General features: G+C 65.8%; 24 protein-coding genes. 9 read left to right on the plus strand and 15 right to left on the minus strand.

What is annotated here, in order from left to right; translation table 11 throughout:
• Positions 1 to 16: 16 nt before the first annotated feature.
• Both AC1DJH_RS01425 and AC1DJH_RS01430 read right to left on the minus strand, forming a co-directional pair.
• Entirely contained in the window at positions 17 to 637 is a 621-nt protein-coding gene (locus tag AC1DJH_RS01425; protein WP_472123332.1) for a biliverdin-producing heme oxygenase, read from the minus strand.
• The gene (locus tag AC1DJH_RS01430) at positions 634 to 1,050 is read right to left on the minus strand and encodes a response regulator (RefSeq protein WP_478184445.1); all 417 of its coding nucleotides are present in this window, start codon (positions 1,048 to 1,050) and stop codon (positions 634 to 636) included. The genes AC1DJH_RS01425 and AC1DJH_RS01430 overlap by 4 nt, the downstream gene beginning before the upstream one ends.
• 162 nt (positions 1,051 to 1,212) lie before the next feature.
• Between AC1DJH_RS01430 and AC1DJH_RS01435 the strand changes: the two genes are divergently transcribed.
• Positions 1,213 to 1,968 (plus strand): transporter substrate-binding domain-containing protein, encoded by a 756-nt coding sequence (locus AC1DJH_RS01435; protein ID WP_478184446.1) that lies wholly within the window; start codon positions 1,213 to 1,215, stop codon positions 1,966 to 1,968.
• Between the two features lie 43 nt (positions 1,969 to 2,011).
• Here the strand turns inward: AC1DJH_RS01435 and AC1DJH_RS01440 are convergent, their stop codons facing one another.
• The 3 genes from AC1DJH_RS01440 to alaS form a co-directional block, all read right to left on the minus strand.
• Positions 2,012 to 3,271 (minus strand): D-amino acid dehydrogenase, encoded by a 1,260-nt coding sequence (locus tag AC1DJH_RS01440; RefSeq protein ID WP_478184447.1) that lies wholly within the window; start codon positions 3,269 to 3,271, stop codon positions 2,012 to 2,014.
• 61 nt (positions 3,272 to 3,332) lie between these two features.
• Positions 3,333 to 4,349: a 2-dehydropantoate 2-reductase gene (locus tag AC1DJH_RS01445; protein ID WP_478184448.1), complete on the minus strand. Its 1,017-nt coding sequence runs from the start codon at positions 4,347 to 4,349 to the stop codon at positions 3,333 to 3,335.
• A 58-nt stretch (positions 4,350 to 4,407) separates the two neighbouring features.
• Positions 4,408 to 7,032: an alanine--tRNA ligase gene (gene alaS, locus AC1DJH_RS01450; protein ID WP_472123322.1), complete on the minus strand. Its 2,625-nt coding sequence runs from the start codon at positions 7,030 to 7,032 to the stop codon at positions 4,408 to 4,410.
• A gap of 253 nt (positions 7,033 to 7,285) precedes the next feature.
• Here alaS and AC1DJH_RS01455 point away from each other — a divergent pair, with 253 nt between their 5' ends.
• The gene (locus AC1DJH_RS01455) at positions 7,286 to 8,110 is read left to right on the plus strand and encodes a ferritin-like domain-containing protein (protein ID WP_472123320.1); all 825 of its coding nucleotides are present in this window, start codon (positions 7,286 to 7,288) and stop codon (positions 8,108 to 8,110) included.
• 224 nt (positions 8,111 to 8,334) lie between these two features.
• Entirely contained in the window at positions 8,335 to 8,652 is a 318-nt protein-coding gene (locus tag AC1DJH_RS01460; RefSeq protein ID WP_472123318.1) for a hypothetical protein, read from the plus strand.
• Between the two features lie 417 nt (positions 8,653 to 9,069).
• Here the strand turns inward: AC1DJH_RS01460 and AC1DJH_RS01465 are convergent, their stop codons facing one another.
• Positions 9,070 to 9,429 (minus strand): hypothetical protein, encoded by a 360-nt coding sequence (locus tag AC1DJH_RS01465; RefSeq protein ID WP_478184449.1) that lies wholly within the window; start codon positions 9,427 to 9,429, stop codon positions 9,070 to 9,072.
• A 118-nt stretch (positions 9,430 to 9,547) separates the two neighbouring features.
• Positions 9,548 to 9,778, minus strand: coding sequence for a hypothetical protein (locus AC1DJH_RS01470; protein ID WP_478184450.1), 231 nt, complete (start codon positions 9,776 to 9,778; stop codon positions 9,548 to 9,550).
• 150 nt (positions 9,779 to 9,928) lie between these two features.
• Here AC1DJH_RS01470 and AC1DJH_RS01475 point away from each other — a divergent pair, with 150 nt between their 5' ends.
• Positions 9,929 to 10,312 (plus strand): hypothetical protein, encoded by a 384-nt coding sequence (locus tag AC1DJH_RS01475; protein WP_478184451.1) that lies wholly within the window; start codon positions 9,929 to 9,931, stop codon positions 10,310 to 10,312.
• A gap of 77 nt (positions 10,313 to 10,389) precedes the next feature.
• Positions 10,390 to 10,767, plus strand: coding sequence for a hypothetical protein (locus AC1DJH_RS01480; protein ID WP_478184452.1), 378 nt, complete (start codon positions 10,390 to 10,392; stop codon positions 10,765 to 10,767).
• Positions 10,768 to 10,985: 218 nt separating this feature from the next.
• On the opposite strand, the gene AC1DJH_RS01485 is transcribed toward AC1DJH_RS01480, so the two are convergent.
• On the minus strand, positions 10,986 to 11,660 hold the full coding sequence (locus AC1DJH_RS01485) for an SOS response-associated peptidase (protein WP_478184453.1): 675 nt from the start codon (positions 11,658 to 11,660) through the stop codon (positions 10,986 to 10,988).
• Positions 11,661 to 11,701: 41 nt separating this feature from the next.
• Here AC1DJH_RS01485 and AC1DJH_RS01490 point away from each other — a divergent pair, with 41 nt between their 5' ends.
• The 4 genes from AC1DJH_RS01490 to AC1DJH_RS01505 are packed head-to-tail and all read left to right on the plus strand — an operon-like array spanning position 11,702 to position 12,884.
• Entirely contained in the window at positions 11,702 to 12,004 is a 303-nt protein-coding gene (locus tag AC1DJH_RS01490; protein ID WP_478184454.1) for a hypothetical protein, read from the plus strand.
• Positions 11,991 to 12,209 carry a hypothetical protein gene (locus tag AC1DJH_RS01495; RefSeq protein WP_478184455.1) on the plus strand — a complete coding sequence of 73 codons (219 nt, stop codon included), beginning with the start codon at positions 11,991 to 11,993 and terminating at the stop codon, positions 12,207 to 12,209. Before AC1DJH_RS01490 ends, AC1DJH_RS01495 begins: the two co-directional genes overlap by 14 nt.
• Positions 12,210 to 12,234: 25 nt before the next feature.
• Positions 12,235 to 12,465 carry a hypothetical protein gene (locus AC1DJH_RS01500; protein WP_478184456.1) on the plus strand — a complete coding sequence of 77 codons (231 nt, stop codon included), beginning with the start codon at positions 12,235 to 12,237 and terminating at the stop codon, positions 12,463 to 12,465.
• A gap of 17 nt (positions 12,466 to 12,482) precedes the next feature.
• Positions 12,483 to 12,884 carry a nucleoside 2-deoxyribosyltransferase gene (locus AC1DJH_RS01505; protein ID WP_478184457.1) on the plus strand — a complete coding sequence of 134 codons (402 nt, stop codon included), beginning with the start codon at positions 12,483 to 12,485 and terminating at the stop codon, positions 12,882 to 12,884.
• Positions 12,885 to 12,955: 71 nt separating this feature from the next.
• On the opposite strand, the gene AC1DJH_RS01510 is transcribed toward AC1DJH_RS01505, so the two are convergent.
• From AC1DJH_RS01510 to AC1DJH_RS01540, 7 genes are all read right to left on the minus strand, one after another.
• A complete protein-coding gene (locus AC1DJH_RS01510) occupies positions 12,956 to 14,071 on the minus strand; it encodes an acyltransferase family protein (protein WP_478184458.1) in 1,116 nt (371 codons plus the stop codon).
• Between the two features lie 91 nt (positions 14,072 to 14,162).
• Positions 14,163 to 14,690: a DUF2514 family protein gene (locus AC1DJH_RS01515; protein ID WP_478184459.1), complete on the minus strand. Its 528-nt coding sequence runs from the start codon at positions 14,688 to 14,690 to the stop codon at positions 14,163 to 14,165.
• On the minus strand, positions 14,677 to 15,264 hold the full coding sequence (locus tag AC1DJH_RS01520; RefSeq protein ID WP_478184460.1) for a glycoside hydrolase family 19 protein: 588 nt from the start codon (positions 15,262 to 15,264) through the stop codon (positions 14,677 to 14,679). The genes AC1DJH_RS01515 and AC1DJH_RS01520 overlap by 14 nt, the downstream gene beginning before the upstream one ends.
• Positions 15,264 to 15,743 carry a hypothetical protein gene (locus AC1DJH_RS01525; protein ID WP_478184461.1) on the minus strand — a complete coding sequence of 160 codons (480 nt, stop codon included), beginning with the start codon at positions 15,741 to 15,743 and terminating at the stop codon, positions 15,264 to 15,266. Before AC1DJH_RS01525 ends, AC1DJH_RS01520 begins: the two co-directional genes overlap by 1 nt.
• Positions 15,740 to 16,249 (minus strand): hypothetical protein, encoded by a 510-nt coding sequence (locus AC1DJH_RS01530; protein ID WP_478184462.1) that lies wholly within the window; start codon positions 16,247 to 16,249, stop codon positions 15,740 to 15,742. The genes AC1DJH_RS01525 and AC1DJH_RS01530 overlap by 4 nt, the downstream gene beginning before the upstream one ends.
• Positions 16,250 to 16,302: 53 nt before the next feature.
• Positions 16,303 to 16,464, minus strand: a complete 162-nt coding sequence (locus AC1DJH_RS01535; RefSeq protein ID WP_478184463.1) for a hypothetical protein — start codon at positions 16,462 to 16,464, stop codon at positions 16,303 to 16,305.
• An 8-nt stretch (positions 16,465 to 16,472) separates the two neighbouring features.
• The gene (locus tag AC1DJH_RS01540; protein ID WP_478184464.1) at positions 16,473 to 17,930 is read right to left on the minus strand and encodes a hypothetical protein; all 1,458 of its coding nucleotides are present in this window, start codon (positions 17,928 to 17,930) and stop codon (positions 16,473 to 16,475) included.
• Positions 17,931 to 17,956 lie beyond the last annotated feature (26 nt).

Below are 17,956 nucleotides of genomic sequence, written 5' to 3' on the forward strand. Positions count from 1 at the left end.
GTTCATCGCCACGGCTTCAGGCCGTCAGCCCGAAGCGCGGCATCAGGGTTTGGAAACCGGCCACCGCCCCGCGCTGGGCCTCGGCCACGGCGGCCGGGTCGCGCAGCGCCGCGGCCAGCTCGGCGACAAAGTCCCTCCACTGCGCGGGCAGGCCCTCGGGGGCATCGACCGGCTGGAAATAGCGCATCGGGTGCGGTGCCAGCCGCGGGCCAAGCCGCTTGAACATGGACGCACCACCCAGTTGCGAGCCTTCGAGCACATAGGCCAGCCCCCAGGCGAAGGCGGGGTCGCGTGCGGGGCCGGCAAGCAGCTGGGCATCGGCCGGTGCGGCGTCCTCGCCGGGCAGAAGGCTCGGTGCGGGGCCGGCGTCCTCCAGGTCGAGCGCGAGCGCGGCCAGGCGGTGCTCGGTGCGCCGGGCCACCCGGTCCAGGCCGGGGTCGCCCGACACGGCCAGCGCCTGGCGCACCGATTCGAGCCAGGGGCGCAGCGCGCGCAGGTGGGCGGCGTAGTCGGCCAGCGATGCGTCTTCGCGGGCGATCGGCAAACGGGCATCGAGGGCCTCGTGCAGCGCATGGGTCGCGGTGCGCAACGGGCGCAGCACCTCGGCCACCGAAGGGGCGGGACCGGCCACACTCATGGCCCGATCGCCTCCAGGGGCTTGCCGCCGCGCGTCCGTGATTCAGCTTCCAGGGTGGCGCACAGTGCAAAAAAACCGTCGAGTTCGGCTGCCTTGTCGAACACCGCGTCCGCACCGAGCTCTCGCGCCCAGTCGGAGATTTCGCCGGTGGCGTAGTTGGTCAGCACCACCACGCGCTGGCCGGGGCGGCATTTGCCGCTGCGCTTGACGATGCCCAGGCCCGAGCCTTCCTGCAGGAACAGGTCGACCACCAGCAGGTCCCACGCGCCAGCGTTCTCGCCCAGCCAGGCGACGGCTTCCGCCTCCGTGGTGGCGGTACCGATCAGGTGAACGTCGACTTCGTCCTCCATGGCGGCAATCAGGGTCTGGCGGATGTGGGCGTTGTCTTCGACGAGAAAAGTGGAAAGCGGCACGGCTGCAGGCAAGTTCTATTTGCGGATCGTACGAGCCTACGCGAAACCGTCGCCGGGCCGGTGAGCGCGCTTCCCTACATCCGGTAGGAAACAAGGAAGGGCTGTCGCCGTAAACTGGCCGGCCGCTCCTTGTCTCCTTCTGCCATCCCCTTGTGGAACGCCATGACACAGCCTCAGCCAACCCTGCTTTCCCCCGCCCTCCTCGCTGCTTTCGCACCCGGCGGCACGCTGCGCGCCTCCATCAACCTGGGCAACCCGATCCTGGCCAACAAGGACGCCGCCACCGGCGAGCCGGTCGGCGTGTCGATCGACCTGGCGCGAGAGTTCGCACGGCGGCTGGGCGTGGACGTCGAGCTGGTGGTGTTCGAAAAGGCCGCCGCGTCGGTCGACGCCGTGAAGAACGAGAAGGCCGACATCGGCTTCTTCGCCATCGACCCCGCGCGCAGCGAAGGGCTGCTGTTCACCGCGCCCTACGTGCTGATCGAAGGCAGCTACCTGGTGACGGACTCGTCGGCGCTGACGGACAACGCGCAGGTCGATGCAAGGGGCCACCGCATCTCGGTCGGCGCGGGCAGTGCCTACGACCTGTTCCTGACGCGCGAGATCAAGGCGGCCGACATCGTCCGGCTGCAGGGCGCGGGGCCGGCGCTGGCGGCGTTGCGTTCCGGCGAGGTCGAGGTGGCGGCGGGCATTCGCCAGCTGCTCGAAGGCGAGGCACGGCGCGCACCCGGCGTGCGCGTGCTGCCGGGGCGCTTCATGGTGATCCAGCAGGCCATGGGCACGCCGGCCAGCCGGGGCGAGGAGGCGCAGGCATTCCTGGCGGCCTTTGTCGAGGAGATGAAGGCCAGCGGCTTCGTCGCCGAGGCGTTGAAACGCCACCGCATCGAGGGGGCGGTTGTCGCGCCGGCTTCTTCCTGACGCTGCAACCCCCGTCGAGGTGCCGCTGTGGTCGATGTCGGCTTCAGCCGCCGTAGCGCCCGACGGTGAGCCCTTCCATGTCGATCTCCGGCGCCCTGCCCGACACCATGTCGGCCATCACGCGGCCGGTGCCCGCGGCCATCGTCCAGCCCAGCGTGCCATGGCCGGTGCTCAGCATCAGGTTGGCAATGCGGGTCGCGCCTATGACCGGCGTGCCGTCGGGCGTCATGGGGCGCAGGCCGGTCCAGAAAGAAGCGTCGCGCACGTTGCCGCCCCGGGGGAACAGGTCGGTCACCACGTGTTCGAGCGTGTCGCGCCGGCCGGCGTCCAGCCGCAGGTCGAAGCCCGAGAGCTGCGCGGTCCCGCCCACGCGGATGCGGTCGCCCAGGCGCGTGACGGCCACCTTGAAGGTTTCGTCCATCACGGTCGATTCGGGGGCGCCACTCGCATCGGTGATGGGCACGGTGATCGAGAAGCCCTTCACCGGGTACACCGGCAGGTCGATGCCCAGCGGCTTGACCAGCGCGGGCGAATAGCTGCCGAGCGCGACAACATAGCGCTCGGCGGTGAAGTTGCCCTGGTCGGTGCGGACCGCTGTCACGCCCTTGGCCGCATCGTGTTCGATGGCCTGGACGGTCACGCCGAATTTGAAAGTCACGCCCTCGGCCTCGGCCAGCCTGGCCAGCGCCTGAGTGAACTTGAAGCAGTCGCCGGTCTCGTCGCCCGGCAGGCGCAGGCCTCCGACGAACTTGTGCTTCACGCCCGCGAGCGCGGGCTCGTACTGGACGCAGCCTTCGCGGTCGAGCGCCTGGTAGGGCACGCCGGAGGCCTGGAGCACCTCGATGTCCTTGGCCGTGCCCTCGAGCTGCTGCTGCGTGCGAAACAGCTGCAGCGTGCCCTGCATGCGCTCGTCGTAGGCGATGCCGGTGTCGGCGCGCAAGGCCTTGAGGCAGTCGCGGCTGTACTCGGCGAGCCGCACCATGCGGCCCTTGTTGACCTCGTAGCGCGCCTGCGTGCAGTTGCGCAGCATCGACAGGCCCCAGCGCCACATGGCGGGGTCGAGCATGGGCTTGATGACCAGCGGGCTGTGCTGCATGAGCATCCACTTGATGGCCTTGACCGGCACGCCGGGCCCGGCCCAGGGCGCCGAGTAGCCGGGCGAGACCTCGCCCGCGTTGCCGAAGCTGGTTTCGAGCGCGGGCGCCGGCTGGCGCTCCAGCACCGTCACCTCGTGCCCGGCGCGCGCCAGGTAGTAAGCCACCGAGGTGCCGATGACACCGCTGCCGAGAATCAGAACCTGCATGAGATCAACCCCTTGAAGCCGCCGTCCAGCGCGATGCAGCCGAGGGTACAGGGCTCAGGCGCTAGAGGCCGAGCGCATCCTGCAATTGCCGTGCCGTCCAGCGCTTCGGCTGTTTCGGCCAGGCCTCGAGCAAGGCGACCATGCGCGCGTTGCGCGGTGCGCTCAGGCCGTGCTCCTGGGCGAGCCGCACGACCTCGCCGCTGAGCGAATCGATCTCTGTGCGACGGCCCAGCGCCAGGTCGTCGGCCATGCTGGAACGCGCCTTGGCGTCGATGCGCAGCATGCGGGCCGCGACGATGCGAAACAGCCAGTCGGGCAGGCGCAGCACGCCCGGCAGGCGGCGCGCCGGCACCGCGGCCACCTGCGCGGGCGAAATGCCCGCCACGTTGAGGATGCTCAACGCCTCGTCGATCAGCGACGCAAAGCAGCGGCGGTAGCCGCGCTGCATGAGCTCGTCGCGCAGCGGCAGGCCCGAGAGCGCGTTGACCGGGTTGTTGAGGTTGAGCATCAGCTTGCCCCACTGCACCGGCAGCAGGTCGGGATGCAGGTCGAGCGGCACGCCGGCACGCGCGAACACCGCAAGCCAGGGGTGCAACGCCGAGTCGTCTTCCGCGGCCAGGCGCCCCGGGGTTCCGCGGTGAAAGGCGCCGGGGCCGATCTCGGCGACGTTGTACGGGACCATGCCGGCACGCACGTTGAGCGAGGGGCCGGTCTGCGACGCGGCAGCGCAGTTGGAAATGCCGTTCTGCAGCGAGACCACCGTGGTGCCCGCGGGCAGCGCAAAAGCCAGCTCGCCCGCAGCCTCGGCCGTGGCGCCGCTCTTCACGCACAGCAGCACCAGGGCGGGCCGCGCGCCGGGCGGCACCTGCTCGCTCAATTGCAGGCCTGCCGCAGGAAGCTTGTGCTTTGCGCCGTCCATGTCGGTGAGCGTCATGCCGTGCGCAGCGAGCTTGTCGAGCACGCGCGGACGGCCGACGAACGTGACAGGCACACCGGCCGCCGCGAGGCGGCCACCGATGAAGCACCCGATGGTGCCGGCCCCCATCACAAGCACTTCACCGGGGATGTCTTCTTGCATGAAGTGCGTGGTGCGTGTGTGCGTGGGCGCGTGCGCGGTGGGGCCGTCGGGTGTGGCGTCAGGCGCGCTCTTCGACCCAGGCCTGCACCGACTGGAGCGCGGCCGCCAGGCCTGCCGCGTGGGTGCCGCCGGCCATGGCCATGTCGGCCTTGCCGCCGCCCTTGCCGCCGACCTGCTGGGCCACGAAGTTGACCAACTCGCCGGCCTTGACCTTGCCCGTGCTGTCGGCGGTGACGCCGGCCGCGATCTGCACCTTGTCGCCGTCGGCGGCGGCCAGCACGATGACGGCCGTCTTCAGCTTGTCCTTGAGCTTGTCCATGGTGTCGCGCAGCGTCTTGGCGTCGGCGCCGTCGAGCTTGGCGACCAGCAACTTCAGGCCCTTGACGTCCACCGCCTGCGACACCAGTTCGTCACCCTTGGACGACGCGAGCTTGCCCTTGAGCGCACCCACTTCGCGCTCGAGCGCCTTCACCTGGTCCAGCACCTGCGTGAGGCGGCCTTGCAGTTCCGCGGCCGGCGTGCGCAGCGTGGCGGCCACGCTGTGCACGGTCGATTCGAGGTCCTGCAGGTACGACAGCGCATTGGCGCCCGTGACGGCCTCGATGCGACGCACGCCGGCGGCCACGCCGCCTTCGCTCACGATCTTGAAGAGGCCGATGTCGCCGGTGCGGCTCACGTGGGTGCCGCCGCACAGTTCGCGGCTGGAGCCGATGTCCAGCACGCGCACGCTCTCGCCGTACTTTTCGCCGAACAGCATCATGGCGCCGGTCTTCTGGGCCGACTCCATGTCCATCACGCGGGCCTGGGTCGGCGCGTTGGCCAGCACTTCGGCGTTCACGCGCTTCTCGATCTCGAGGATCTGCGCGTGCGAGACGGCGGCGTTGTGCGCGAAGTCGAAGCGCGTCTTGTCGGCATCGACCAGCGAGCCCTTCTGCTGCACGTGGTCGCCCAGCACTTCGCGCAGGGCCTTGTGCATCAGGTGGGTGACCGAGTGGTTGCGCATGGTGGCGTTGCGGCGCTCGATGTCGACCGCGGCCTTGACCGCGTCGCCCACCTTCAGCGTGCCCTGCGTCTGCGTGCCGTGGTGGCCGAACACGTCGGCCTTGATCTTCTGCGTGTCGTCCACGCCGAACTGCACGCCTTCGGCAACGAGCACGCCCTGGTCGCCGACCTGGCCGCCGCTCTCGGAATAGAACGGCGTGGTGTCCAGCACGACGATGCCGGGCTGGCCTTCTTTCAGCTCCTGCACGGCCGCGCCGTCGACGTACAGCGCCACGACCTTGGCGTTTTCCTCGAGGTGCTCGTAGCCGGTGAAAGTGTTGCCCGCGCCGGCGTATTCGACGTTGCGGTCCATCTTGAACTTGCCGGCCGCACGGCCCGCGGCCTTCTGCTTTTCCATGGCGGCGTTGAAGCCGGCCTCGTCCACGCTCACGCCGCGCTCGCGGCACACGTCGGCCGACAGGTCGAGCGGAAAGCCGTAGGTGTCGTGCAGCTTGAAGGCCACGTCGCCCGGCAGCGTCTTCGCGTCGCCGGCCAGCGCCGCATCGAGGATCTCCATGCCGTTGGCCAGCGTTTCGAAGAAGCGCTCTTCCTCGGCCTTCAGGGTGTCGGTGATGCGCTTTTCATCGGCCACCAGCTTCGGGTACGCGTCGCCCATCAGCTTCACGAGGTCGGGCACCAGCTTGTGGAAGAAGGGTTTCTTCTGGCCCAGCTTGTAGCCATGGCGGATGGCGCGGCGAACGATGCGGCGCTGCACGTAGCCGCGGCCTTCGTTCGAGGGGATCACGCCGTCGGCCACCAGGAACGAGGTGGCGCGGATGTGGTCGGCAATCACGCGCAGCGAATTGTTCGACAGGTCTTTCTCGCCGGTCTCGCGCGCCGCGGCCTTGATGAGCGCATCGAAGATGTCGATTTCATAGTTGCTATGCACGTGCTGCAGGATCGCGGCCAGGCGCTCGAGGCCCATGCCGGTGTCCACGCAGGGTGCGGGCAGCTTCTTGACCGAGCCGTCGGGCTGCATGTCGAACTGCATGAACACGTTGTTCCAGATCTCGATGTAGCGGTCGCCGTCTTCGTCGGGGCTGCCGGGCGGGCCGCCGGGGATCTCGGGGCCGTGGTCGAAGAAGATCTCGGAGCACGGGCCGCACGGGCCGGTGTCGGCCATCATCCAGAAGTTGTCGGACATGTAGCGTCCGCCCTTGTTGTCGCCGATGCGCACCACGCGCTCGGGCGGCAGGCCGATGTCCTTGGTCCAGATGTCGTAGGCCTCGTCGTCCTCGATGTAGACGGTGGCCCAGAGCTTGTCGGCCGGCAGCTTGTAGACCTGGGTCAGCAGCTCGTACGCCCAGGTGAGCGATTCGCGCTTGAAGTAGTCGCCGAAGCTCCAGTTGCCCAGCATCTCGAAGAAGGTGTGGTGGCGCGCCGTGTAGCCCACGTTCTCGAGGTCGTTGTGCTTGCCCCCCGCGCGCAGGCAGGCCTGGACCGAGGCGGCACGCACGTAGTTGCGCTTGTCTTCGCCGAGGAACACGTCCTTGAACTGGACCATGCCCGAGTTCGTGAACATGAGCGTCGGGTCGTTGCCCGGCACCAGCGAGCTCGAGGCCACGACGGTGTGGCCCTTGGAAGCGAAGAAATCGAGAAAGGTCTTGCGGATGTCCGCGACCGTGAATGTGGGCTGGCTCATCTTTGGATTCGTCTTCTGTCGAGGGCGGCCCGGCGATGGCGACCCTGTGTCGAACCCACTGCGGCGAACCGGCCTAACTGCTTGATTTGCTTGAACAAACGATTATAGGTTTGGCCATGACGCCCGCGCCCGCCGGGGGCAAACTCCGGGTTCGGGGCGGCGCGGCTAATATGTGACCCGGCGCAAAAAACGAGAACCAAAAGCGGTCTGCGCCATCCGTACTTGTACGGACACAAAGAATCAAGGAGCTCGCATGGCAAGCCAAGAGGCGGAACAACACTGGCAGATCGAAGACCTCGATTTTTCGCGCATTGCGCTCGACAAGGTCCGCCCGGACGAGAACCTCTTCTACCTGGTGACCTCCGCCTCCTTCATAGAGAGCGGCTCCGACCTCTATACCCAGAACCTGGTCGATTTCTTCCGCGGCGACGACGAGGTGACCGACTGGCTGTCGAACCACTGGGAACTCGAAGAGCTGCAGCACGGCAAGGCCCTGCGCGCCTACGTGCGCCACGTGTGGCCCGAGTTCGAATGGGACACCGCGTACCAGGGCTTCCTGAAGGAGTACGCGACCTACTGCAAGGTCGAGCTGCTCGGCCCCACCCGCGCCCTTGAGATGACCGCGCGCTGCGTGGTCGAGACGGGCACCGCCACCTACTACCGCGCCATGGCGCGCAGTACCGACGAGCCGGTGCTGCAAGACCTGGCGACGCGCATCGCGACCGACGAGGTCAATCACTACAAGCACTTCTATCGCTTCTTCCGCCGCTACCGCGAGCAGGAACGGCTGAGCCGGTTTCGCGTCTTCGGCACCATCGGCCGGCGCACGCTCGAACTCAAGAGCGAGGACGCGGACTGCGCCATCCGGCACGTGGTGCAGGCGCGCTCGCCCGAACGCGCCAGCGACACGGCCTATGTGCAGGCATTGAGCGCGCGCATGAACAGCACCATCCGCACGAACCTGAGCGCCGGCACCACGCTCAAGATGCTGATGCGGCCGCTGGAACTGCCTGCAAGGGTGCAAACGGTCATCCAGTACCCGATCCGGCAGTTCATGCAGCACGTGTTTCTGCGCTGACCTGCCCGCACGGGAGGGGGCGGGCAACGCATACAACGTACGCCGCAGATTCACAAACCCGGGCTGAAGAAGTGACAAACCGGGACAGCCGTCCCGATTTTGGCAACGAAGGCCTCGCTAGTATCTGTCGCTCACCCCTTTCTAGAGGCGAGGCTTGAGACCTTCGGAAGAGCGGCACTGCGCTCCTGGCAAGTTGGCTCGCAGCCTTCTTGCACGCAAGTCCGATGTTCGAAAACACAGCCAAGCGCGAGCAACCCTACACCATACGACTGGACGGTTCCGACCTCTCCATTCGCGACCTGATGGAGGTGCGATTCACTTTCTTGAGACTGCTCGAGGAGCACATCGGCGCACCGTCCCGGGTGATCAGGTGCTACCGGGCGTGGACCAGTCAGCTCGAGTCCGGCACCGATGCCTTGACCGAAACACAGAAAGCCCACGCACGTGCGTGGCGGGAGGCGTGGGAACACGCGACCGGGCTGACCGCCCCGCTGTTGAGCAAGCCGCAAACGACGGCGTTCCAGTTCGAGTTGCTCAAGTGACGCGTCCAAAAAAAACCCAGCGCCGGGCTGGGTTGTGAACCTCTTGAGTGCTGTCACACACAGAGAACTCGCACATCCAGGCGAGTCCGCAAAATCTAGGGCTTCAGGAAGCAGAACCTTGTCGGACAGGGCCGACACTTCCAGATTGCGAATTGGGCCTCAGGGAATCCGTGCCGAACACGGGCCCGTAAGAACTGCCAAATAGTTCACGTTTCTAGGCGTGTCCTACGGCCACTGACTGTTTCTAACCGACAGACGGGCCCCGGGTACTCGTCGAACATGCAGATGCTGTCACGCAACAGGGCCGCACAAAAGAAGAGCTCTCTGTTTCTCTTAGAGCGCCCACATGGGCTCCTCGAACCCGCTCCGGCGGGTATTTTTTTGCCCGTGGACTGCCAAGGGACCGTGACGGTCCGCTCAGTCGCGGCCCTCCTGGTAGCGGCGATAGTGCTCGCGCCGCTCCCACTCCCGGCGGCGCCATTCACGATGCTCCTCGCGGTCCCATCGAGGGGCGTGTTCGTAATAGACGGGCGCCGGCTCATACACTGCGGGCGGCCGGTAGCGCACCGGCGGCGGCTGGTAATAGACGGGCGCCGGCGGGGAATAGACAGGCGCCGGTTCGTAGTACACCGGCGCCGGCTCGCTCACCACGAGGCCGGGAACGTTGACGCCAATGGACCAGCTCGTGCCTGCGTTGGCGGCGGTGGCCACGGAAAGCGCACCGGCGACTATCACGCCCGCCACGGCAATTTTGAGAGTGTTTCGATGAAAGGACACGTCGTCTCCAGAAGTGCGGGAAGGACCCCGATGGAATGACAACGCCCCGACCTGCGCCGCCGCTCACATCGCTTCGGTGAAGAACGTTCCCAGATGTCACATCGCCGCGGCGTGCCGGTCACTCGCGTGGGCTGGCGATCCATTCCTTGACGAAGTGGGCGGCACGAACGCACGTGCGCTCGAAGGCACCGTCCCACGTCAGCTGCTGCGTGATCACCAGCGCGCATTTCTGAACGCCCCCAAGACTGAGCTTGGCGACGCCCGCATACGAGCCATGGACCGTTCGCATGATCTCGAAGTTCGCCGACCAGCCATCGGGGAGTTCGAGGAGACAGGAAGGCGCTCGCATGATGAGGCCAGCATAGTTTCCGAGGCGTCCCAGCCCCAGGAACTAAATCACAAGTATTAACAATGATTGCTGGAATGTCATAAGTCTGCGGACAGGTGTCGTACTCGCCATCGCTGCGAGCTACCATCCCAAAAACCAAACGAGGCGGAGATGTCAGGCGCAAGAGAGATCGAGCGGGTCGTTGCAGCGCTCAAGACGCTGGCGGTCCAGCCGTGGCCCGAGAGCGCACGGCTGATTTTGAAATGGAACGACGTCGCCAAGACCCTTCCGGTCGTTGGCTATGAGGCGTTCTTCCACGCGCACCGGCTGGCAAACCGCGTCGTCTTTCGCGACGCCGCGCCGAATGCGGCGGCCATCGAGCAATTGCGCGAACACGGTTTCACCGTCGTGGTGGACGCCGCCCAGGCCAACGCCGGATCGCCGAGCGTGCGCATCGAGGTCGGCCTCGCGTGGCTGGACCTGTCGACAAGGCAGTCCGGGCGCAAGACGAGCATCGGGATGTATCAACTGCCGGAAGACGACGGGCATTGCTGAACACGCGGCACCGCCCCGGGAGCGGCGCGCAGAATCGTTCCGCCGACCGAGCAGAACGCTCTTGAAAGGAACTGGGCATGAAGCTCATGAATGTAGAGATGACCCACGAAAACGACACCGACTTTGCCAGTTGGTCCACCACTGGCGCCCTGCAGCCCGCGGAGGCCTTCGACCGGCTGATCCGCGTTCTGGCGGAGACCCGAAAGACGATGGAGCCAGCCTTCCCGGACACGCTGCCAGTGGTCATCAAAAACGCGCCACAGGTCGATGGACCTGCGTGGCAATGGTCGATGCAGCCCGATGGCGGCCTGATCCTGAACCTGCGCCACCCGGGCCTGGGCTGGCTCGGTTTCAGGATGCCGAATGTGGATCTCTTCCACGAGAACCTGGCCAATGTGCTCGACCAGCGCAACGCGCTGCGCGCGGAGCTGGAACCGCCCACCAGGCAGGTGTAGGCCGTGTGCCGGTTGCGGTGTCGACACGAAAAGGCACTGCACGGGGTCTTCGGCGCTCGCACCGCTCTATACTCCCCCGCTGTCGTCGTTCGCAGGCATGTGGCCGACAGACGGCCACTCGTCGCACACGACGAGCAGGACAATGCGGGTGTAGTTCAATGGTAGAAGCTCACCCTCCAGTGAAAAGGCCGCCGTTTCACTGAAACCTACGCCAAAACCTACGCCGTGATCGGCCCCGCGTCGAACTCCTCGACCGGCGCCAGCTTCAACAGCGTCTTCGCCTCTTCCACCGTTCCGGCCAGCCACAGGTCGACATCGCCGAACTCGATGGGGATCACGCTCCGCTTGTCCTGCTTGTCGGCCGGCAGCTTCGGGTCGGGCTTGTGCATCCGGTTCATCAGCGGGTGCTCATCGGCGTTCAGCGTGAGCATCGTGTAGCTCTCGTGCACCTCGCCTGTCGCCTTGTCGGTCCAGGTGGCCCACAGCCCAGCCAAGCCCCACGGTGCGCCATCGGCGCGGCGGAACTGCCACCACTGGTTCTTCCCGCTCTCCCAGTTCGGCTCATCGAAGCTGGCGGCCGGGATGATGCAGCGCTGACCACGCTTCCAGGGGTCTTTGTAGCTGGCCTTCTGCTCGAGCTCCTCGCTTCGCGCGTTGTTCGTCGGGAACTTGAGCTTCGGCTCTTTGGCGAACCAGGGGATCAAGCCCCACTGCCCGATGACCAGCTCGCGCTCGTAGCCGGTCTCATCCTTCGCGCGGCGGATAAATGGCGCCTGTGACCGCGGGAAGACCGTCAGCGGGCCCTGCAGCAGGTTGCGTCGGCTGCGCCGCTCGTCGATGCGCCAGAAGCGCTCGGCCTCCGCTGTCTCTGGGGAGATGTATCGGTTGCACATCGGCGGATTCTGCGCTCAAAACAACTGTATATTTATACAGAATGAACGAGCCAGACACCGCGCACTACTACTTCATGATGCCGCCCAGCGCGTGGAGCAAGAAGCCCTACCAGTCACGCCACAGGATGACGATCGCCTACGCGGCCGAGCATCACCCTCTCGCTACGCCGATCCTCTCGACACGCGAGGTGCGCAGCCAGACCACCGGCAACACGGGTGATTCTGCGTATCAGCGCGCATCGAGCGTCACGACCCCGGAAATGGAAGCGCACCACCGATGGCTGATCTCCCGCATCGGGAGAAAGGGCGAGGACACCGACAATCCACCCCATGAGCCAACCTGATTTTTTCAACGACCAGATCACCATCTTGCGCGCGCCGTCGTGGCTCGGGCCAGATGTGCATGAAGAACGCGAATTGCCGCACGCCCCAGGTGACTACAAGGTGACGCCCGGCGAGCGCTGGACTGTGACCACCCTGAAGACCAACGAAGTGATCTACGACGGCATCGGACCGGTCGAGATCCGGCGCGAGCAGGCTCGGAGCTGACACGATGGTCAACCTGTTTCTTCCGATGACCAAGGCTGTCATCGCGCATTGGAAGGCGAACGACAACGCCTATCCGAAGAAATTCATCCTCACGCCCGAACAGCACAGCGGCTACGTGGATGCGCGCCGTGCCGGCATCGGCGGCCCGAAGGCGAACGTCGCCGAGCACATGGGCGTGCCCATCGAGGTCTCAGACAGCACGCCAGGCGTGATGGTGGCTCTCGACGGCTCGGAAGTCACGCTTCAACAGCAGTAACGCCGCATCCCGTCACCATGGCCGCTTGCCCCCGCGTCTACCTCGCCGGCCCGGACGTGTTCCGCCCGGACGCCGCCCAGTACTTCGCCCTCCTCGCGGCCGTGTGCGACAGGCTGGGCCTGGAAGCGCTCTCGCCATTCGACGAGACGTTCGACAGCACCACCACCGCGCTCGACATCTACGCCAAGAACATGGCGATGCTGCGGTCTGCTCAGGGTGTGGTGGCGAACCTTGCGCCGTTCCGCGGCGCTGAGCCCGACTCGGGCACGGTCTTCGAGGTGGGCGTGGCTGCCGCGCTGGGCCTGCCAGTCGTAGCCTATGGCACCGTCGCCGTAGGCCCGAACCTGGCCACGGCCGCGCTGTTCGCCGCGAACGCCGAGGAAGCGCTGCAGGTGCTGGCCGGGCTGCTCAAGTCCTGACGCCAGTATCTATTCGCAAACCGCCCACTTTGAGCCTCGCTACAGAGGGGAACCGGCCGCGAAGTATCTATTCACCGCGCGGTCGTGCGTGCCTTGATCTCGGTCTGGTTTGGCGCCCCGCGTGACCCCATGAGGTAGCCACTGAAACGTTGCGCTGCTGCGATGCCCCAGCGATCGATAGGAGCGAGCACGGTGGCAGCTGCAATGCAGACGACAGCGGTCGAAAGGTTGAGCAGCACCTTTTGAGTGTCCGTGGGCGCATCAATCCAGCGGTAGGCGTGGTTCCCGTAGGCGAGGAACAGCGGGCCGTGAATCAGATACAGCGGGAACGAGATCTTGCCGAGGAAGCGGCTGAGCCCTCCAGACAGAAAAGATGACAGGGGCCGACTGAACACGCACGAGATGGTCAGCAGCGAAGCCACGGCCAGATAAGCCCACTCGGGGTGAGGACCTGCCTTTGGCAGCTGCGTCGCGCCGAAGAAGGCGGGAAGGAACAGCAGGAATGCTGGTGTCGACATGCGCACGGCGCTCCGCTTCCAAAAGTCGCTGGAGTGCAATTCCGCCAACAGCATCCCTACGATGAACGCCGAGAAAATCGGGTTGATGAAGAAGGCAACGATGCCCATGGCGGCGTACACCCAGAAGCGCTGCTCGAGTCGCCCGACGACGAACAGCGCGCCCAGCACCAGGCAAGACCCCCACAGTTCGAACGGCATCGTCCACAGCGGTCCGATGAGTGTGGTCGCCGGCTTGTACGCGAAGAAGGTGTCGAAGAACGAGAACCGGATTACGTCCCAAAGCGTCGGGGCCACGGGAAGAAAGTTCTGAAAGATGGGCAGCCGCTGATCGACAGCCGGCACGAGACCGAGAGCGAAGAGCAGATAGAGAATCGCTGCCGCGCAAAAGATCGGTACGGCCAGCCGCACGTAGCGTCCGAGAGCGACCTTCACCAACGTGTCAGTGTTGCCTGTGCGGCAAAACCCGATGGCCAGCGAGAACCCCGAGACGAGGAAGAACATCCAGACGGCCAAGCCAGCATTCAGCAGGCCCAGCGTCGGCAGAATCTCCGTGACGCGGTCGTTGATCGGGAACGCTTCGCCGAAAACATGTGCCAGCAGCACCACCAGCGACCCCCAGCCGCGCAGGCCGTCGAGGAAGTGCAGTCGGGTGTCGGGGGCGGCTTTCATGTCCGTATTGTGCGTGCCCTGCAGAGGGCCCAGACGACAGAAAACCCCCAGCGCGAACGCTGGGGGCATGAGCTTGGCGGATAGGTTCGAACTACGGGTTCGTCACTGCGTCGGCGTGTCTCTCACAGATGGTGCCGGCGGAGCCACGTTCGTCAGCGATGCGCGCCAGATCTCCCGCTCGCGCGTCAGCCCGTCCGAACAGGTCGGCAAGCAGATCGAGGGGGTCGGTGGCTGCCGTCCCTCCTGAGGCAGCGCCGGTCGCTGCGCTGGCTGCACGGATGGCGGCACGATAGGCGGTGACTTCGTCGCGCAGCTTGCGCTCAGCAGCGCCAGCACGATCAGCAGCAGCGCGGTACACGCCGATTGTTTTTTGTCCATCTTGAATCACTCCATCGACGCGGGTACGCCAGGTCTGTTCTTGGGTGCGTTGGGCGCGCTCGGCCAACCGGCCGGACTCGGCCATCGTGCCGCGGAACTCGGCGAGTTCCTGCCGCGCCTTGGCAGCATCGGTGCGCGCGCTGGCGCCGCGCGTGCGCTCGATGCCGGCCGTGGCCAGCGCTGCAGCCAACCCCAGGCCGAGCACCCAGAGCAGCGGGGTCTTCAGGTCAGGCAGCAACATTTGGCAGCCCCAGCGCCGCGCGGGCGCCCTTGTACAGCGACAACCTTTCAGCCCAACCGTTCGAGTCGCCAACCACTGGCGTCGCCTTACCGCGATTGATGATGTCGCACACGTTGTCGAAGCTGCCGGCGTCAGCCCAGGTGTTGAGCTTGCGCATGTCCCAGTAGTCGCAGGCCGACAGCGCGGCCCACTGCGGCTCGGCCAGCTTTTCCGGCTCGGCCACGAAGTCCGGCACGTCCGGGAACCTGGCTCGCAGGCGATCGCGCGCGGCCGCGTGGTTGGCCCGGCCAGTGGTCTGGATCAGGCCATGGCCTCTGAACCGCGAGCCGTCCCCGGGTTGGGTGTTGCCCAGGTCCTTTCGGCCTTCGTAGCCCTTCTGCGCCGGAGTCGGCCCCCAGAGCTCCGTCGTGTAGACCAGCCGGCCCGACTCGTGGCCAACGTTGGGCAGGAACATCGCCTGACGGAGCGGCGTGGTGATGTTGTAGAAGGCCATGCCGGCCGACAGCAAGTCGGCAAATAGCTGGGCGCGGCTGAGCTGCGCACCAGTGCAGCGCGCGAGGGTTTGTGCATCCATCACTTTTCTCCGAGCGGCACGGCGGCCGAGGTGGGCGGGTCGCTGGACGGAGCGCCGGCGCGGAACTCCTGCTCCTTCGCATCGAGCTTGGCGCGTGCCAGACGCTTGATCCACGTGAAGAAGGCGGTTCCCGCCCAGCCGGCGATCAGCACGCCGCCGAACCGGATCTCGCGCGTCACCATGCCGGGCCACTTGGACTCGACCATGATCATCAGGACGTAGACGAAGCCGCCAGCCAGGAACGCCGTGACCAGGTCCTTGCGGGACTCCTTCAGGACAAGGAACACCGCACGGTTGTCGTTGGCCAGCGAGAAGATGGTTTTGAAGGCACCGCCGCACAGGCCGCCGACGGCCGCCGTCAGCAGCGACTCATAGTCGAACAGCCGCGCTTCCTGCGCGAAGGTCGCCGCGAACGCGACGCGCGTCATGACGCACAGCCACATGAACATCAGGACGTGAACTGCAATCTTGTGCTTCATGGGTGCATCACCTTGGCAAGGGCGCGCAGCAGCTGCGCATTGAGAGAGATCGCGTACAGGAAGGCCAAGCCCACCGACTCGACGGCCTGGCGCATGTACAGCCAAAAGAGCGGACCGGCGTCCATGGGGAGCGAAAGGATCGCGAGATAACACCAAGTCACCGTGACGATCACCGCGGCCAGCGTGGCGGACTTGCGCGGCCATCGGTTCGCCAGCGTGCGGGGGAAGAACACCAGCGCGAACGCGTGTGGCAGCGCCAGCACCAAGGCCACGCAGAACATTGCGCCTACAGCCCAGGACCCATGAGACAGGCTGGCCACTTTGTAGAGCAGCGATGGCGACAGCTGGTAGATGTAGGTGATCGGCCCCACCAGGTCATTGATGAAGGCCACGGTCACGTACATAGCGAGCAGCCGCACCTCGAGGTGGTCTTGCTGCTCGGCGGTCGGAATCGAAGTGGAGCGCATCCCGCGCAGCAGCTCCGGCGTCAAATGCTTGACATTCATGGGGGACCTTTCAGGCAAAAGAAAACCCGCCGAAGCGGGTTGGTGCATCGTGGTCAGAAGGCCGTTTTGGGAAGGGTGGACTCGAAAGCCACGTAGCGTGGGTCGCCAGCATCGACGACCCCTTGGTGGGGATAGTCCGCCGGATCCTGCGCACACGAGAAAGAGGCGATGACGACCTCTTCGGTGTCGTCTGCAAATTGAACGAAGACTTGCATGTTTTTCCTTAGAACGAGTAGCCGTAGCTGTTGACGGTGTACGAGCCAGCCCCGCCGACCGCAAAGAACGTCGTTTGCGAAGTGATGATCGGAGTGTCGGGAAGGCTTGAACCAACCGGCACTGATGCGGCGCCGTAACCCTGGAAGGTTCTATAGCCAGGGGTTCCCGAGCCGGCGGCGGTAGGGCATACAGCCAGCGAAATGGGCCCAGTGGCAGCCGGGTTCGCTACCAGGTTGGTCTTCCAGGAGAGCGCATTCTTCGGCACGCACCCAGCGAGCGACAGCGAGGTGAACGTCCCGCTGCCCGCTCCGCTGTACGCATTGGCGAAGTATTCGACCGAGCGATCGGTCTGCCGGAAGACGGCGAGCAGGCTGCCCGCTGTGGTCGGCAATACGCTGATCAGGGCCCCTGCGGTAAAGCCGGCAGGCATGAAGGCGCCGGCATAGATCTCGGGCGCCGCCGCTGCCGTTGCATTGACGCCCAGGACGTTCGACACGCCGGTGGTTGGGTTGTAGATCGCATATACAGCCAGCCAGCCCGAAGCAGGCGCCGCGCCCGTGTCCATGCCGCCCGCGCCAGTCGTGCCGACGTTGAGCGTCTTATTGAAGCTCGGCAAGCAGTAGCGAGCGCCTCCCAGCGTACTTTCGACGATCACCTCATCGGCCGTGAAAGTAGCACTTGCAGCGGCTGCCGCGATGCCCGCGCGCAGGTTGCGCGTGCTGCCGACGACGCCGGCCACTTGAGAAAGCTGCGCAGCGTGTGTGGCAGCAGTGCCGACGCCCACGGTCACGGGCGTTGTGAACGCAGGCGTCAGGCCATGGAGCGTGCTGTTGATGAATGGCGCGGTCGCCAGGGCGGCGATGTTGCCGTTCACGACAGTGGACGCGCCATTCGCGACGGTCACGACGTACAGCCCGGTGTAGCCCGCGTCCGGAGCAGGCGTGGTCTGCGTGCCAGTCGTGGCCGCGGTGCCGGCCTTCGCCTGAATGGACACGATGCCGGCGCGCTTGGTTGGCTGAGCCGCACCGCTGTTCGCGGGGCCCGAGTACGCGATGGCCGGATTGCTCGCGTTGTAGTACGGCAGCACCGTCGAGCCGGTGTCGCTGTCTTGGTAGCCCACCTGGATCAGGTAGTTGATCGAGAAGCCTGCGGTCGCTGGCGGCGTGATGGGCAGCGTGACCGGGTCGAGTGAAATGCCCTGCTTCACGATGCTGTGCGTGGTGTCGGCTGCCAGCGAGCTGTAGGCGGTGCCGTCGATGTTCTGCAGGCTGTAGACATCGCCCGCGGCCACCAGCACGCCGAGCGACGGGACGACCGTCTGTGATGTAGCGAACCCGCTGACGCAGGAGGCCACGCCCAGCACCGCAGCACAGAGCTTTGCGATGGCGGTCATCGTGTTCTTGTTCGTCAGCAGCAGGTCGGTCTCGATGGGCACCTGACCCGGATAGATGATTTGGCGATCCATATTGGCTCCATGAAAAAGGCCCGCAA

This window comes from Variovorax sp. 10N412 (assembly GCF_056394985.1).